This window comes from Archangium violaceum (genome assembly GCF_016859125.1).
GTDB classification, from domain to species: domain Bacteria; phylum Myxococcota; class Myxococcia; order Myxococcales; family Myxococcaceae; genus Archangium; species Archangium violaceum_A.
Genome location: NZ_CP069338.1, coordinates 539,007 through 552,859, shown reverse-complemented (window position 1 = coordinate 552,859; position 13,853 = coordinate 539,007). Strand labels below are relative to the sequence as shown.

The 13,853-nt window shown below is 66.8% G+C and carries 15 protein-coding genes and 1 pseudogene; 9 read left to right on the top strand and 7 right to left on the bottom strand.

The features are described 5' to 3' along the window. Positions 1-106: 106 nt before the first annotated feature. On the bottom strand, positions 107-484 hold the full coding sequence (locus JQX13_RS02375) for a peptide chain release factor family protein (RefSeq protein WP_203407465.1): 378 nt from the start codon (positions 482-484) through the stop codon (positions 107-109). 66 nt (positions 485-550) lie between these two features. Here JQX13_RS02375 and JQX13_RS56080 point away from each other — a divergent pair, with 66 nt between their 5' ends. Continuing rightward, the gene (locus tag JQX13_RS56080; RefSeq protein ID WP_203407464.1) at positions 551-736 is read left to right on the top strand and encodes an RCC1-like domain-containing protein; all 186 of its coding nucleotides are present in this window, start codon (positions 551-553) and stop codon (positions 734-736) included. Between the two features lie 35 nt (positions 737-771). On the opposite strand, the gene JQX13_RS02365 is transcribed toward JQX13_RS56080, so the two are convergent. Beyond that, entirely contained in the window at positions 772-1,167 is a 396-nt protein-coding gene (locus JQX13_RS02365; RefSeq protein WP_203407463.1) for a spore germination protein GerW family protein, read from the bottom strand. A gap of 280 nt (positions 1,168-1,447) precedes the next feature. Here JQX13_RS02365 and JQX13_RS02360 point away from each other — a divergent pair, with 280 nt between their 5' ends. The 3 genes from JQX13_RS02360 to JQX13_RS02350 all read left to right on the top strand — a co-directional run bounded on the left by JQX13_RS02360 (position 1,448) and on the right by JQX13_RS02350 (position 4,256). Continuing rightward, complete coding sequence (locus JQX13_RS02360; protein ID WP_203407462.1) at positions 1,448-1,996, top strand: YceI family protein; 549 nt, start codon at positions 1,448-1,450, stop codon at positions 1,994-1,996. A gap of 151 nt (positions 1,997-2,147) precedes the next feature. Then, complete coding sequence (locus tag JQX13_RS02355; protein WP_203407461.1) at positions 2,148-2,843, top strand: pirin family protein; 696 nt, start codon at positions 2,148-2,150, stop codon at positions 2,841-2,843. 138 nt (positions 2,844-2,981) lie between these two features. Further along, positions 2,982-4,256: a hypothetical protein gene (locus JQX13_RS02350; protein WP_203407460.1), complete on the top strand. Its 1,275-nt coding sequence runs from the start codon at positions 2,982-2,984 to the stop codon at positions 4,254-4,256. A 66-nt stretch (positions 4,257-4,322) separates the two neighbouring features. On the opposite strand, the gene JQX13_RS02345 is transcribed toward JQX13_RS02350, so the two are convergent. From JQX13_RS02345 to JQX13_RS02335, 3 genes are all read right to left on the bottom strand, one after another. Next, positions 4,323-4,517 carry a hypothetical protein gene (locus JQX13_RS02345; protein WP_203407459.1) on the bottom strand — a complete coding sequence of 65 codons (195 nt, stop codon included), beginning with the start codon at positions 4,515-4,517 and terminating at the stop codon, positions 4,323-4,325. Beyond that, positions 4,514-5,248 carry a hypothetical protein gene (locus JQX13_RS02340; RefSeq protein ID WP_203407458.1) on the bottom strand — a complete coding sequence of 245 codons (735 nt, stop codon included), beginning with the start codon at positions 5,246-5,248 and terminating at the stop codon, positions 4,514-4,516. Before JQX13_RS02340 ends, JQX13_RS02345 begins: the two co-directional genes overlap by 4 nt. Before the next feature lie 768 nt (positions 5,249-6,016). Next, positions 6,017-6,856: a histone deacetylase family protein gene (locus JQX13_RS02335; RefSeq protein ID WP_239014485.1), complete on the bottom strand. Its 840-nt coding sequence runs from the start codon at positions 6,854-6,856 to the stop codon at positions 6,017-6,019. A 196-nt stretch (positions 6,857-7,052) separates the two neighbouring features. Between JQX13_RS02335 and JQX13_RS02330 the strand changes: the two genes are divergently transcribed. The 3 genes and pseudogenes from JQX13_RS02330 (at position 7,053) to JQX13_RS02320 (ending at position 9,777) form a co-directional block, all read left to right on the top strand. Next, complete coding sequence (locus JQX13_RS02330; protein WP_203407456.1) at positions 7,053-8,288, top strand: vWA domain-containing protein; 1,236 nt, start codon at positions 7,053-7,055, stop codon at positions 8,286-8,288. A 141-nt stretch (positions 8,289-8,429) separates the two neighbouring features. Then, a pseudogene (gene sitA5 / locus JQX13_RS02325) lies at positions 8,430-9,293 on the top strand (SitA5 family polymorphic toxin); the annotation flags it as partial. A 133-nt stretch (positions 9,294-9,426) separates the two neighbouring features. After that, positions 9,427-9,777, top strand: a complete 351-nt coding sequence (locus tag JQX13_RS02320; RefSeq protein ID WP_203407454.1) for a DUF2019 domain-containing protein — start codon at positions 9,427-9,429, stop codon at positions 9,775-9,777. 50 nt (positions 9,778-9,827) lie between these two features. Here the strand turns inward: JQX13_RS02320 and JQX13_RS02315 are convergent, their stop codons facing one another. Then, a complete protein-coding gene (locus JQX13_RS02315; protein ID WP_203407453.1) occupies positions 9,828-10,613 on the bottom strand; it encodes an alpha/beta fold hydrolase in 786 nt (261 codons plus the stop codon). Between the two features lie 169 nt (positions 10,614-10,782). On the opposite strand from JQX13_RS02315, the gene JQX13_RS02310 reads away from it, so the two are divergent. After that, a complete protein-coding gene (locus JQX13_RS02310; protein ID WP_203407452.1) occupies positions 10,783-11,955 on the top strand; it encodes a hypothetical protein in 1,173 nt (390 codons plus the stop codon). Here JQX13_RS02310 and JQX13_RS02305 read toward each other — a convergent pair. After that, complete coding sequence (locus tag JQX13_RS02305; RefSeq protein ID WP_203407451.1) at positions 11,848-12,771, bottom strand: DUF2381 family protein; 924 nt, start codon at positions 12,769-12,771, stop codon at positions 11,848-11,850. The genes JQX13_RS02310 and JQX13_RS02305 overlap by 108 nt on opposite strands. A 210-nt stretch (positions 12,772-12,981) precedes the next feature. Between JQX13_RS02305 and JQX13_RS02300 the strand changes: the two genes are divergently transcribed. Continuing rightward, positions 12,982-13,530, top strand: coding sequence for a hypothetical protein (locus JQX13_RS02300; protein ID WP_203407450.1), 549 nt, complete (start codon positions 12,982-12,984; stop codon positions 13,528-13,530). Positions 13,531-13,853 lie beyond the last annotated feature (323 nt).

The window sequence follows — 13,853 nt, the reverse complement described above, 5'->3', positions numbered from 1 at the left end:
GTCGTGGCCCGACAGGCCGGGTTACGCCTCCCTCAGTCGAGCCCATGCGGCCCGGTAGCGGGCCAACCGTTCGGCGTCCTCGAGGGGGGCACGGGCACGTCTCCATTCACCAGAGGCCCTTCTTGCTGCGCTGGGCCTTCTTCTCTCCCTCGCGCTTCTTGGTTTCCAGACGACGCCGCTGGGAGCCCTTGGTGGGCTTTGTCTTGTGGCGCTTCTTGGGGACGTAGGTGAGAGCCTTCAGGCCCTCGCGCAGGCGCTCGAGCGCGGCGCCCTTGTTCTGGGATTGGCTGCGGCGCTCGGTGCCGGTGACGGACAACCCGGTCGGGGGGTGGGTCAACCGTACGCCACTGGCCGTGGTGTTGCGGTGCTGACCCCCCGGGCCGGAGGCGATGAAGTACTCCACCTCGCACGCGCGGAGCAGTGCGTCATCATCCAGGGAGAGCGCCTCCAGTGCGGCCTGCCGGCGAGCGGGATCGACATTCATGAGGGCGCCACCCTAGTCACACTCGACGCGTTGTGCACCGCCCCTGCCCCGGTGGGAGTTGCATGGATGTCGGACTTGTCTGCATGCGCCGGGTGTTCATCGGGGATCGCCGACGGGGTGGCCATCTCCGCGGGCCACCACCACACCCTGGCGCTGCTCCGGGACAACACGCTGCTGACCTGGGGGTGCACGACTCCGGGCAGCTCGGGGATGCGTCCCACGGCATCCGCCCGAGCCCGACCCGGGGCATGAAGCGCTGAGCGACGGGGCGCCCAGGCTCCGGTGCCTCACCTCGCGAGCCGCTTGCGGAGGGGTTTCTCCTCGAGCAGGCGGCGCGCGAGCTTCCGGCCGATCGTCAGCAGGAAGATGCCCATCAGGACCTGGGCGCCGAGGATGATGCGGTTGACGTCCACCGCAGGCATCCAGCTCACCTTCCCGTTGCGCAGGACGAAGGCCCCGGCCGGCCGGGCGCGCAGGCCGAAGCCGCTGCCGTAGCCCTTGCCAGTCCCCCCGGCGTTCTCCGCTCCCTCGGGCGCGGTGCCTTCGCCGCCGCCTCCACCCCCTCCGCCGCTCACCCAGGCCGCGGGAACCAGCGTCACCTCGCCCTGCTGGATGGGTTCTCCGAAGACGCGCCGGACGTTGAAGGCGTCGCGAGCCCTGTCGATGACCTCGTTGACATCCATGGTGTACCCCCTGTGTTCGAGGACCGTCCCGGATGAGGTACGCACCCGCTGAAGGGGTCGCATCGGGCGCTTGCCCGGAGGTTCCTCCGGCCCTGGAGCGGGAGGAGGGGCCTTTCGGAATGAGAGGAACGGGCTCTCCAGATGAGAGGGTGAGGCTCTCATTTTGAGAGTATTTTGAGCTCCTGGAGAGTTGGAGCTTCGTGATTCCAGGGGGTTGGACGTTGGCAGGCGGGTTGCTCCAGGGAAGGGGCGGAGAAGCACTTCCTGGGAGACGACTTCGATGTCCATCGAGACCTGGCAGATCGACAACGCCCACACCTCCATCAATTTCACGGTGCGGCACATGGTGGTGGCCCGGGTGCACGGCCGCTTCTCGCGCTACGAGGGGCGGCTGTTCGTGCACGGCGGCCTGGAGAACACGCAGGCGGAGGTGAAGATCGACGCGGCGAGCATCGACACGCAGGTGGAGGCGCGTGACAAGCACCTGCGCTCGCAGGACTTCTTCGATGTGGCGGCCTTCCCGCGCCTCATCTTCCGCAGCCGGCGTGTGGTGCCCGCCGGTGGCGACCGCTACCGCGTGGTGGGGGACCTGACCATCAAGGACACCACCCGCGAGGTGACGCTGGACGCCGAGTTCCTCGGCCGGGTGAAGGATCCGTTCGGCGTCGAGCGCCTGGCCTTCAGCGCGCGCACGAGCATCGACCGCAAGGACTTCGGGCTGACGTGGAACAAGGGGCTGGAGACGGGCGGGGTGCTGGTGGGGGAGCGCATCGACATCGAGCTCGACGTGCAGGCGGTGAAGGCGGCGGCGGGAGCGAAGGCCGCGTGAGGCGGCGGAGGGCTGGCCGCTCAGCCGACGCCAGGTGGCTGGCGGGCTGGTGGCCGGCGTGACGGGCCTGATGGGCGGGTCGCTGCTCGCACGGGGCGAATCGCCGCGGGGCCCTCGGGCATCGGAACAGACTGGAGAACAGGAGTACCCCATGATGATCGTTCGACCTTCGGAAGCGCGCGGACATGCGAACCACGGGTGGCTGGATTCCCACCACACCTTCTCGTTCGGCGACTACTACGACCCCAGCTACATGGGCTTCCGCGCCCTGCGCGTCATCAACGAGGACCGCGTGGCGCCGCGCAGTGGCTTCGGCACGCACCCGCACCGGGACATGGAGATCATCACCTACGTGCTCTCGGGACAGATCGAACACCGGGACAGCATGGGTACGCTCGGCGTGCTGCGTGCGGGAGAGCTGCAGCGGATGTCGGCGGGCACGGGCGTGCTGCACAGCGAGATGAACCGCACGGGCAAGGAGCTGCACTTCCTGCAGATCTGGATCCTCCCCGAGCGCCAGGGCCTGACGCCGAGCTACGAGCAGAAGTCCTTCACGGAGGAGGAGCGCCAGGGCCGCTTCCGGCTGGTGGTGTCGCCGGAGGGGCAGGAGGGCGCGCTGAAGGTGCACCAGGATCTGCGGCTGTACAGCACGCTGCTGGGGAAGGGTGAGCAGACCGAGTACGCGCTGGCGCCGGGCCGGCATGCCTGGCTGCAGGTGGCGCGAGGCGCGGGCTCGCTCAACGGCGTGGAGCTGAAGGCCGGGGACGGGGTCGCCCTGTCCGACGAGTCGCGCCTGGTGCTCTCGGCCACCGAGCCGTTGGAGGCGCTGCTGTTCGACCTGGCGTGAGGTCCGCGTACGCGCCGTGCCACCCGCTGAACGTCCCGGGCGGGTGGCACCCCCGGACCCGCACTTCGACAACGACATTGCCGTCGACCCGGTCTATCCCACCGCCCATCAACCGGTGCGGTAGGAGACCTCACGGCAATGAGCGAGAACGCGTGGATTCGAAGAGGGATGTGGGTGCTCGGCGCGGCCCTGTGCCCGATGCTGGGCTGCGATCCGGAGCCAGAGCCGGAGCCGACTCCGGGGACCCGGGTCCAACTGAGGGTGCCGCTCTATTCATACATCCCGGATGCGGCGGGGGATGGCCTCGAGGCCATGGCGGCGCGCATCGAGAGCGACTTCGAGCGGCAGCACCCGGAAGTGGACCTGGTGGTGAATCCCTCGTGCTTCAAGGATGACCTCTACGAGCCCGCCCAGCTCGCGAGCTCCCTGATGGGGGAGGGCGACTGTGCCTACGATGTCGTCGAGACGGACACGTCCATCCTGGGAGAGCTGGTCGGCACCGGAGCGGTCCGTCCGTGGTCGGCGTTGCCGCAGGGGTCGAACTGGCACCCTGCGGGCGTCGCGGCTTCGACGCTGGACGGCAAGCTTTACGGCGTGCCCCACTGGCTGTGCACGCACTACATCGTCTCGCGCAGCGAGTCCGTGAGCAACGCCCGCACGGTGGACGAGCTGGTGCAGATCCTCTCGTCGCGGAAGACGCCGGAGGTGGACCTGGCGGCCAACCTGCTGGGGAGCTGGAACCTGCCCTCGCTCTACCTCGACGCGTGGACGGATACGTACGGCCCCTCGCAGGTGCAGTCGGCCGTCACCACGGAGAACTACGACGCGCAAGTGATTGCCGGGCTGAAGAAGCTCGCCGGGGCCTGCGAGACGTCCACGGGGAATCCCTGCATCGATGGGACCTACGACGCGGCGGAGAACTTCGATCTGCCCGCGACCCTCTTCGCGGAGGGCAAGGCGGACGTGACCCTGGGCTACTCGGAGCGGTTGCACACCATCCTGAAGAAGCTGCCCGAGGGGGCGAACCGGGAGGAGCTGCGCATCTCCCCCGCGCCACTGGGTGAGGGCAACCAGCCCCTGCTGTTCACCGACTCCTTCTTCCTCGGGGCCAGGTGCGTCGACGAGTGCGAGAAGGCCGCGACGGCGTTCGTGAGCTACATGAGCCAGGCAAGCACGTTCGCGTGGATCCTCCTCAGCGAGGACGCTCCCGAAGCCGGACGCGTGCCGCGCTACCTCATGCCCGCGGTGCTGGATGCCTACCAGCAGCCCGGGTTGAAGGAGGATCCGTTCTACCAGCGGATCGACAGCTCCACCCGGACGGGCGGGGCGTTCCCCAACAGGGGTCTGCTGGAGATCCGCAAGACGATGCGGGACCACATCCTCCGGGAGCTCTCCACCGCCAGGGCCCCCTGAAGTCCGAGGGGAGCGGTGAGGCGCGCTCGGGGGCAGGTGACCGCCCCGAGCGCGCCGGTGGTGCGTTCAGACGAGCCGCTTGCCGTTGACCAGCTCCAGGCCCAGCGGGTTGCCGCGATAGTGGATGGGATCCAGGAGCACTGCGTCCCAATGCGTTTTCCTGGAGGATGCGGCGGAAATGGGGCGCGTGGAGTTGGTGAGGCCCACTCCTCTCTGCCGGGAGGCCAGGGCCGAGGACGAGGCCGCCCCGGCACCCGTCATTCATTCCGGAACCACTCCGGGGGAATGCCTAGCGCCACGAGAATTCGCTCGGGCGAGCGCTCGCCCTGGATGTCGCTGACAACTGGCATGAATGAGTCCTCCCGAGGCGGCTGCGCAAATTGCCCGATGCACTCTCCTCCTTGAAGCATGTTGACAATGAAGACGTCCAGACCTGGCGAGGCAATCACTCCATAGACAGTGGCATTGGGGAGCCGCTCCGATAGATTGACATCAGCGAATCCTATGTCGCCCGTTCCACTAGAGATCCGGAGACCTCGCGGCGTATCCTCTAGGTGGTAGCGCCCCGGTGGGAGTGGTTCTCCGTAATCTTCCTCCAGCGCGCGATGTGCCTCGTGGGCCCGGACTCCTTCCACGAATGCGACATGCCGCAACGGCTTTCTCGCGGTTTGGTCCGGCGATTTCTCGCTGCCGGGCAGCGGGGAACCGAGAGCGCTCGCCAGTGCTTCTGGATCCTCCTCCAGGACCTCCGGTGTGCCCTTCCGCCATGACATGACGGTCCACGGGTCATTGGCGCGTTCAATCGAGTACACGGGCTCATCACATTCGAGCGATAGTTCCTTGGCGATTTGAATCTCGGCGCCTACATCAATGGGGGTTGTCCCAACGAGGGCATGGTAGCGGCCACTCCCTTGGCTCAACTCAAAGGGCGGCCCTTCTTCGTCCTCGTCGTCTTCTTCCAAACCCAATGCGTCGAAGGCACGTTTCTTCATCCATGAGGGATCGCCTGGCGCCAGGACTGCCCAGAGAGGCCACCGGCTCATGGCGCACCTCCGGACGAGTTCTCTGGCATCTTGAATGCTGCACGCAACTGCTTCGTCTGCTCCAGTATTCGAGCCTCCCCCATTTGAATGAGCGAGGAGCCGGCGCCCATGTAAACGAGGCTCCCTGAATCGCGAACCCTGTACGGCACCCGGCGAGCTGCAGGCGATCTCCACCTCACCAGCCTGTCCAGGTCCAGTTGCCGTAGTGCTCGCTGAGGACAGCGCTGGGACCGGAGCCTGTGAGCCTTATGGTAGCGGTATTGTATGGGTTTCCGATGCACGGTCCTTGGTTCCGCTCGCCTTCATAGACTCGTATTCCCCCTTCTTCCGTTCTCAGGAATCGAATGTTCCTCCATACCTGGTCACCCACGAACCAGCAGTTGTCACCAGCGTTGGTTGTCTCCACGGCGGTACCATCAACGGAGACGCGCATTGTCCAACGCCCACCACCGGTCGCCCACACAGCGATGAGGGGATCATCCACGCTCAATCCTTGTGCCACCTGTGAAAAATGGGTTTCGACTGGTGCGGCTCCACCACAACCGGTCAACGTCCCCAGAATCGCAACCAAAAGCAGCCGATGCATTTGACCCCTCCATCCTCTCGTTCGTGTCTGAATTTTTACTGAATGTGAAGATTGGCGCACGGACGCGATTGGATGTCAATTTTTAGAGGGAACCGTGTTCAGCAACGCTTGACGTTTGTGACAAAATCGTACTAGCGGAAGACGGAGAGGGCCGTCTCGTAGGTGCCCACGTGGGCCTCGAGCGTGGCGGTGATGGGCTTCGCATATCCGCCGCCCAGGGTGAGCACGAGCGGGATGCCCCGATGCCAGGCCGCCTCCAATACCAGACGGTCCCTCTCCCTCATCCCCACGTGGGTCAGGGAGAGCCGGCCGAGTGCGTCTTCGGCGAGCGGATCCACACCGGCCTGGTAGAAGAGGATGTCGGCGCCGGAGGCCTCGAGCACCTCGGGCAGGTGCATGGCGAGCACGTCGAGGTAGGCGCGGTCGTCCACGCCATCGGGCAGGCCCACGTCGCGGCTGGAGCGCTGCTTGCGGAAGGGGAAGTTGTGCTCGCCGTGGATGGAGAAGGAGAAGACGGAGTCGTCGCCCTCGAAGACCGCGGCGGTGCCGTTGCCCTGGTGCACGTCGAGGTCCACCACCACGGCGCGGTGGATGCGGCGCTCGGCCTGGAGGACGCGGATGGCGACGGCGATGTCGTTGAAGACGCAGTAGCCCTCGCCGTGGTCCGGGAAGGAGTGGTGGGTGCCTCCGGCGAGGTTGCCGGCGATGCCGTCCTCGAGGGCGGCCCGGGCGGCGCCCACGGTGCCCCCCACGGAGGCGCGGGAGCGCACGAGCAGATCCTCGGACCAGGGAAAGCCCAACCTGCGCGCTTCCGCCTCGGTGAGGGTTCCCGTCCAGAGCGCGTCGAGGTAGCGCGGGGTGTGGACGCGCTCCAGGTCCTCGCGCGAGATGGGGACGGAGGCCCGGAGCCACTCAGGGGGGATGACCCCGCGCTCCAGGAGCAGCTCGCGCAGGAGCCGGTACTTCTCCATGGGGAATCGGTGCCCGGGGGGGAGCGGGACGACGTACTGGTCACAGTGGAAGACGCGCACGGGTGGGCACAGGCGTAGCGCCCGGACGGAGCGGGTGCAACCGGGGACGATAGACCCGGATGGCGGCTCGTCCGTTACACCACCGAGCGCACGCTGGAATTTCGACTCGGATTTACCTCTCCCCGGAGCCCTTTCCATGACCCTGAAGCCCTTCTCGCGCCCCATGTTCGGGGCCGCGCTCGCCCTCGTCACGCTCGCGTCCCCCCTGGCCCTCGCCGAGACCCCTCCCATGTCCGCGAAACCCCAGGCCCAGCCCCAGGGGGCGCCGGTTGCCCAGGTTCCACAGAAGCAGGCGCCGCGGTCCCAGCAGCAGCAGGCCCGGCCGAGGATCGACGTGGTCTTCGTCCTGGACACGACGGGCTCGATGGGAGGGCTCATCGAGGGGGCGAAGCAGAAGATCTTCTCCATCGCGTCGAGGATTGCGCAGGGCAAGCCCACGCCGCGGGTGAGGGTGGGGTTGGTGGCGTACCGGGACGTGGGGGACGAGTACGTGACGCGGCGGTACGAGCTCACGGAGGACCTGGACGGCCTCTTCACGAACCTGCGCCAGCTGCGGGCGGACGGAGGTGGAGACACGCCGGAGCACGTGGGGCGGGGATTGGGCGAGGCGGTGTCGAAACTGTCGTGGGACGAGAGCCGGGAGACGATGAAGCTCATCTTCCTGGTGGGGGACGCGCCGCCGGCGCAGCGCAGGGACGACTGGAACTTCAACCACTGGGTGAAGCGGGCGGCGGAGAAGCACATCGTGGTGAACACGGTGCGCTGCGGCGGGGATCCGGAGACGGAGACGCACTGGAAGCTCGCGGCGAAGATGACGGACGGGCGGTACGAGTCGCTGGAGCAGTCGGGCGGGATGGTGGCGGTGGCGACGCCGTATGACGCGGAGCTGGCGAAGGTGAACGCGGAGCTGGCGCGCAAGACGCTGTACGCGGGGAAGAAGGAGGCGCAGGTGGCGAACCGGGCGAGGGCGGAGCAGATGGCGGAGCTGGCACCGGAGGCGGCGGCCGAGCGCATCCAGTTCCTGAAGACGACGCGAGGGGCGGGGAGCGCGCCAGCCAAGGCGGCGTCGGTGAGCAGCGCGCCGGTGGCGGTGGGCGGGGCGGTGGACCTGGCGTCACAGCCGGAGGCGTTGGCGAGCGTGAAGGACGACGAGCTGCCGGCGGAACTGAGGGGGCTGGACGCGAAGGCGCGGGAGACGAAGGTGAAGCAGCTGGCGGACGAGCGGAAGGCGCTGGAGGAGAAGGCGGCGAAGCTGGCGGCGGAGCGTGACAGCTGGCGCGCGAAGAACGTGGCGGAGAAGGAGGACTCTTTCGACGCGAACGTGATGAAGGGCGTGAAGGAGAAGGCGGCGAAGTACGGCTTGACCTATTGAGCCGCATCACCCTCTCCCTCTGGGAGAGGGCCGGGGTGAGGGTCTACACGAAGGGGCACGGCTTGACCCGGCTGCCAGCCACTCTCTGTAATCGGCGGGCTTTGCTTCCAACTCGGGCGGCCCGCCCGGAGAGGTGCGGCAATGTCCGTCCATTCTGTCGATACTCGCCCCGTCTGCACACGGCGACCCTTGCGCGTGGGGGCGTTGGCCCTGGCGGCGCTGATGCTGGTGACAGCGTGCGCCACAGGGGTCCCCATGGGGGCTGCTGCGTACCGTGGCGACCAGGGAGAGGCTTTCTTTACCAGGTTGCCCACGGACTTCGCGCCAGTGCAGGTGAGTGACGCCGAATTCTCGGCGGCCATGGCGACCCTTCTGCTCGACACCCCGCTACGGCTCGCCACGCTCCGTCCCCCGCTGTATGTCGGCCGTAGGTTGGCATTGGCTTCCACGCCCTCGAGCGGCGAAGCGTGGCGCTCAGGTCTGGCACAGTCCTACGGGCGCTATTGCGAACGGCGCGGTACTCCAGGGGATTGCCTGACACTGTTCGAGGATGGGCCCCGATTTCAGGATGACGATAAGTGCCGCCTGGCTCTTGCCCTGGCGGTGGGTCCTGCCCTGGAAGGCGTGAGCGCGGAAGTGAGGGCCACGCTCGACCCTACGCGGATGCTTACAATGGTGAGCATTGGCATCACGGTTTACATGGCGCTGCTGTTGGCGCCCGTGCCCGAACCGGTGACGAAGGGCGCGGCCCTGGTGTTTGGCGTCGCCTTGTGGGGTTACCTCGGGTGGGAGTTCTTCGATGTGCTGCGGGCCTATGCGCGGCTTCACGAGGATGCGCCCCGAGCTTCCTCCTTCGCGGAGTTGCGCGAGATTGGCGAGCGTTTTGGACGAGTTATCGGCCCCAACAGTGTGCGGATTCTCGCGCTGGTGGGGACTGCGGCGATAGGTGAAACGGCGGCGCTCGCATCCAAGGTCCCGAAGCTCCCCGGATTCGCTCGAGCGTCAGAGAGGGGATTCGACCCGCTATTACTAGATCCACGAAGCTGACGGTCAGGAAGTGGCTCAGCATCCAATCTTATGAGGCGCAACGGGAGTTCGGTCTGCTGGCGATTGAGAATGTCAAAAAGGGAGTTTGGAGATGAGCCTGGAGGATATCGCCGAGGAGTTCGCCCGCAACGTGGCCGCTCAGACAGATGCGATCATGCGTGGCGATAGCAAGTTTGGAAATAAGTGCGCCAAGCGTTATACGGCTGCTTTCAAGAAATTGCGCGGCCACGGAGAAGCAGGACGGGACGCGCTCGCGGCTTTATTCGCGCATCCGCGCATGGATGTTCGAGTCTATGCGGCGGTTTTCCTGCTCAGTGAGCGACCGGAACAAGCCAAGCCCGTTCTAGAGGAGGCCGCCAAGGGGGAGGGGCTGATTCCTTTTGAGGCATCCCAGGCGTTGAAGCATTGGAATGCGGGCAATTGGAGCTTGGATGTTGATTAGGCACGGGGACGACCCGTGCTCCCTTTTCAATTCCCACCCGGGTGAGCGCACTACGCGAGGGCGCGCAGGAACTCCACCAGCGGAGGATTGACGACCTCGGGGTGGGTGAGGTTGGCCGCGTGCGCGGCGCCGGGCACGGAGACGAAGCGCTTGCTGTTCGGCAGGGCCTTGTGGAGGTACTCGCCCTCCGAGTGGGGAATGCCGTTGTCATCGGTGCCATGGAACACGATGGCCGGGCAGCGGATGTCCCCGAGCCGGTTCTTGATGTCATCTCGCTCGATGAGGTTGTTCATGGCGGCGACGAAGTTCGCCTTGGGCGTCTGGCGCCAGCGGTCGAGCCACGGGGAGTGGAAGCGCGAGTCGCCGATGATGCCGCCAGCAAGGTTCTGGACGATGTTCTCGGTGGCGCCCGGAGTCCCCCACAGGTCGCGCACCTGGCGGTACCCGGCGCGGACCTCCTCCTCGTCGAGGGTGCCGCGGGTGCTCATGAGGACGAGGGCCCGGACGCGCTCGGGGTAGCGCAGGGCGACGCGGAGGGCGCAGTAGCCGCCCTGGGACATGCCGCCGACAACCGCCTGCTGGATGCCGAGGTGGTCGAGCAGGGCGACGCAGTCAGCGGCTGAGTCGTAGAGGTTGAAGGGCTTGCCGTCCCAGCGGGTGCGGCCGAAGCCGCGAGCGTCCCAGCGGATGACGCGGAAGCCGGGGGCGAGCGCCTGCACCTGCGCGTCGAACATACGGCCATCCATGAGGAAGCCGTGACCGAGGATGACGGCGGGACCGGAGCCGCCGGAGTCCTCGAAATAGAGACCTTGGTGGTTGAGCTCGGCGATGGGCATGAGGGCACTTTTTAACACGGTGGGGCGGCGTGGGCTCGGGGGCCGTGGTCCGGGAGCGGGCTGGCAAGGTGACATCCGAGGGCATGCCTCGACAGCAGACCGGGAAGGTGGGTTATGCTGCGCGAGGGAACCTCGCGAGTGAGGTCGCCCGAGAGGAGGTTGGGTCTCGATGGCCGCGCGTATTGGCAGGGTGGTGGTGTTGCTGCTGTGCCTGTTTCTCGTAGGCGTGGGCCTCGGGCGGGTCCTGCGCGGGAGGGTCCAGCCGGAAAGGGGTGGCCCGGTGGAATCGCCCCGGCAAGAAGGGGTGGATATACCGGAGACCCTGGAAGACGCCTGGGTGGAGGAGGCGGGGGAGGGCGAGAATTGGGACTCGGAAGAAGATCTCGGCAAGGATGGCAACCTGGTGTGGGTTCCGAAGCTGGGGTTGGAGGGGCCATGGAGGGATGGGCGGCGGCCGTTGACGGGAGACGTGCGGCTCCTCGAGGAGATGCCTCATGGGCTCTGCGAGCCCGGTATCCGGTCGCTCTGGTTGCGCCTCTTCCTCGAGTCGCACATGGGGACGGGAGAAGCCTGGGCCGTCTTGAAGATCCCCAGGTTCTTCAGTGAGTTCCTGCGCATCGAGAGCAACTACTTCGAAACCCCGGAGATCGACCTCTACAAGCCTCGGGACGCGAAGAAGGAGAAAGGAAGCAGACCCGTGTCGTCCAAGAGCAGCAATCCGCCCGAGACGGCGGAGGTGAGCGTGAACATGAAGATGCTGACACTGTGCATCGGCCTGTCGGCGAGCGCCTGCGCGGCGGTGCAGGTACGTCAGGTGGACACCGAGTGGCTGGAGGACTGCCCGAAGGAGGCGCGGGTGGCCATCGAGGCACTGGGGCTGGGCACGGGCGAGCCGTATGACGTGGGTTTGGAACTCGACTTCAGCCGTCGGCGGGCGACGCCGCTCTTCATGAAGGAGGGGCCGCTGGTTGCGCGCTGGGAGGGCCTGCACCTGGGACCGGAGTTTCCCCGCTCGGAGCTGGGGCGGCGCATGAAGGGGGCGAAGCTGTTTGGCCGGGCGAAGAGCTACGGGCAGCGGATGTCCATCCAGTTCGACCGATTGGAGTTGGCGGATGGCCGCAAGCTACCTATCTGCGCCATCGGCTATGACGTCTGGGGCAAGGAGCCCGGATTGGATCGATGGGGCCCTGGTTCTCATCCGGGCGTGAATGTCGGCAACGACGACCCGAAGATGCTAGCGGCGTTGGAGGAGCTTCGGCCTGGAGAGTTCCCCATCGCGGCGTCGACCATCTGGATCAGCTTCGGGATGCCCTTCCGCCCCCAGTGGTTGGCGCGGCGCTGAGTCTGGCGGAGTGGGCCAGGGAATGACCTTCGCGACGAGCTTTCGCGGCCCGTTGCGTTCGCTCACCACGAGCGAATAGGCAATGCCATCGGCTTCGGCCTCGGGACGCTTCACCACGATGGAGATGTTTCCCTCGGCATCCAGACGAGTGCCGAGCACCTTGATGCGTCCGAGAGGGCCATCGAAGCGAACATGGCCGAACGCAAAGGGCTCTCCTGTCGACTCGATGCTCAGGGCCACGACCGCGAGCCTTGAAAGCGGAAGGGCACCCCAGACCTGGAGTTTGACGCCTTCCTCCCCCGCCTCCTTGATGTCCTGCCGGAACGAGAGCTGGCGGATGGTGCGCACGGGCTCGCGGAGCAGCAGCTCCGCCCCTGCGGCATCGAGGTTCTCCGGTTCGGACGTGATGCACTGGCCGCGCTGGATGAACACCTGCACGTCCATCTCGTTCTCGTCCATCACGAGCGCGAAGACATGGCGTGCACCATCCTCGGCGGTGATCTCCAGGGTGGGCTTGTGCCAGGTGGGCAGGTGCTTCGCGGGACGGACGATGACGGCGTCCACACCGAGTCGCTGGACGGCGACGTGTTCCGCTCCGGGCCCGGAGAGCGTGACGGCTCGGAGGGGCAGCTCGAACTGGAGCGTCGTCACCATCTGCTTGCGGACGTAGATGGGGGACGAGGGCGCATCGCCGTCCGGGGGCGCCGGAACGGTGAGCGTGCGTGTCAGCTCGGAGGCGGGAACCTGGGCCACGGCGCTCCTGGCCAGCAGGGTGAGCGTGAGGATGGCGGCCTGGACGGCGGTGGATGTTCGCATGACTCCTCCCGTAGGAACCGCCACCTTACGGCAGAGGTCGTGCCTCCCGTCAACGGGAACGCACGCGGGACGTGCGAGGTCGGACGCGCGGATGGAGTGGCACGAAGCCGTTCCGAGTGGCTGTACCCCAACCGGGCGTGCGTGGGGGGCCCGGTCGTGGTCCTCCCGGGTGCCTACCGTTGGGATGTCCTTTCTCCCAAGGAGCCGTGCATGGACACAACGCCCACCCCGGACAAGAAGACCCCTCGCCAGCCCGTCCCCGTTCCCACGGCGGTGCGCGAGAGCCGCAAGGGAATCATGGACCGGAGTGCGGCGGCCGGAATCCCCGCGTTGCCCCTGCTGGGCCGGCTGCCGCTGAGCCGGCGCATCCCGCAGGATCTGCACTCGCTGCTGGATTACCAGGGGGCGCTCACGGTGGCCGGAGTGGGGCTGTTGTCCGGCTCGAAGGCGGCTTGCACGGCGGGACTGGCGTTCGGTTTCGCGGGGGCGGGCGTGGCGCTGCTCACCGATTACCGGTTGAGCCTCAAGAAGCTCATCCCCATCGAGGTGCACGAGGTGATCGACTACGTGTGGAGCATCGGCGTCATCGCCGCGCCCTTCGTCTTCGGCTACTCGCGGCGTAGCCGGTGGGTGACCCTGATGCACACCCTGGTGGGGGCGAGCACCATCGCCGCCTCCCTCTTCACGGACTACCGGGCGCAGCTCGGCTTGCAGTGGGGCAAGGGACGGAAGACCGACCTGGGCCCGGTGGGCGGCTGAGGCCCACCGTCAGTGGGGCGAGCAGGATGGGCGAGTGCGTGCCTATAGGGTAGGCCTTGCCCGTGAGTCAGGGAGGCGAAGACTTCCAGGCGCGGTGGATGGCGGGAGCTGATGCCATCGCCAGGCTCTATGTGGCTCTGGTGGATGCCCCTTTCGAGGAGTACGAAAGGGCGTTCCTGGCCTTACAGCGCGAGGTGCTTGCCTCAGTGAAAACCCCCTGGGAGCACTTGGAGACACGTCGGCGCATCGCGGAGGAAATCCTTTTGGGTGCCTTGGGTCTGAATGCGCCCTGGTCGGATTTCGGGCATGCCCTTCGTCGCATC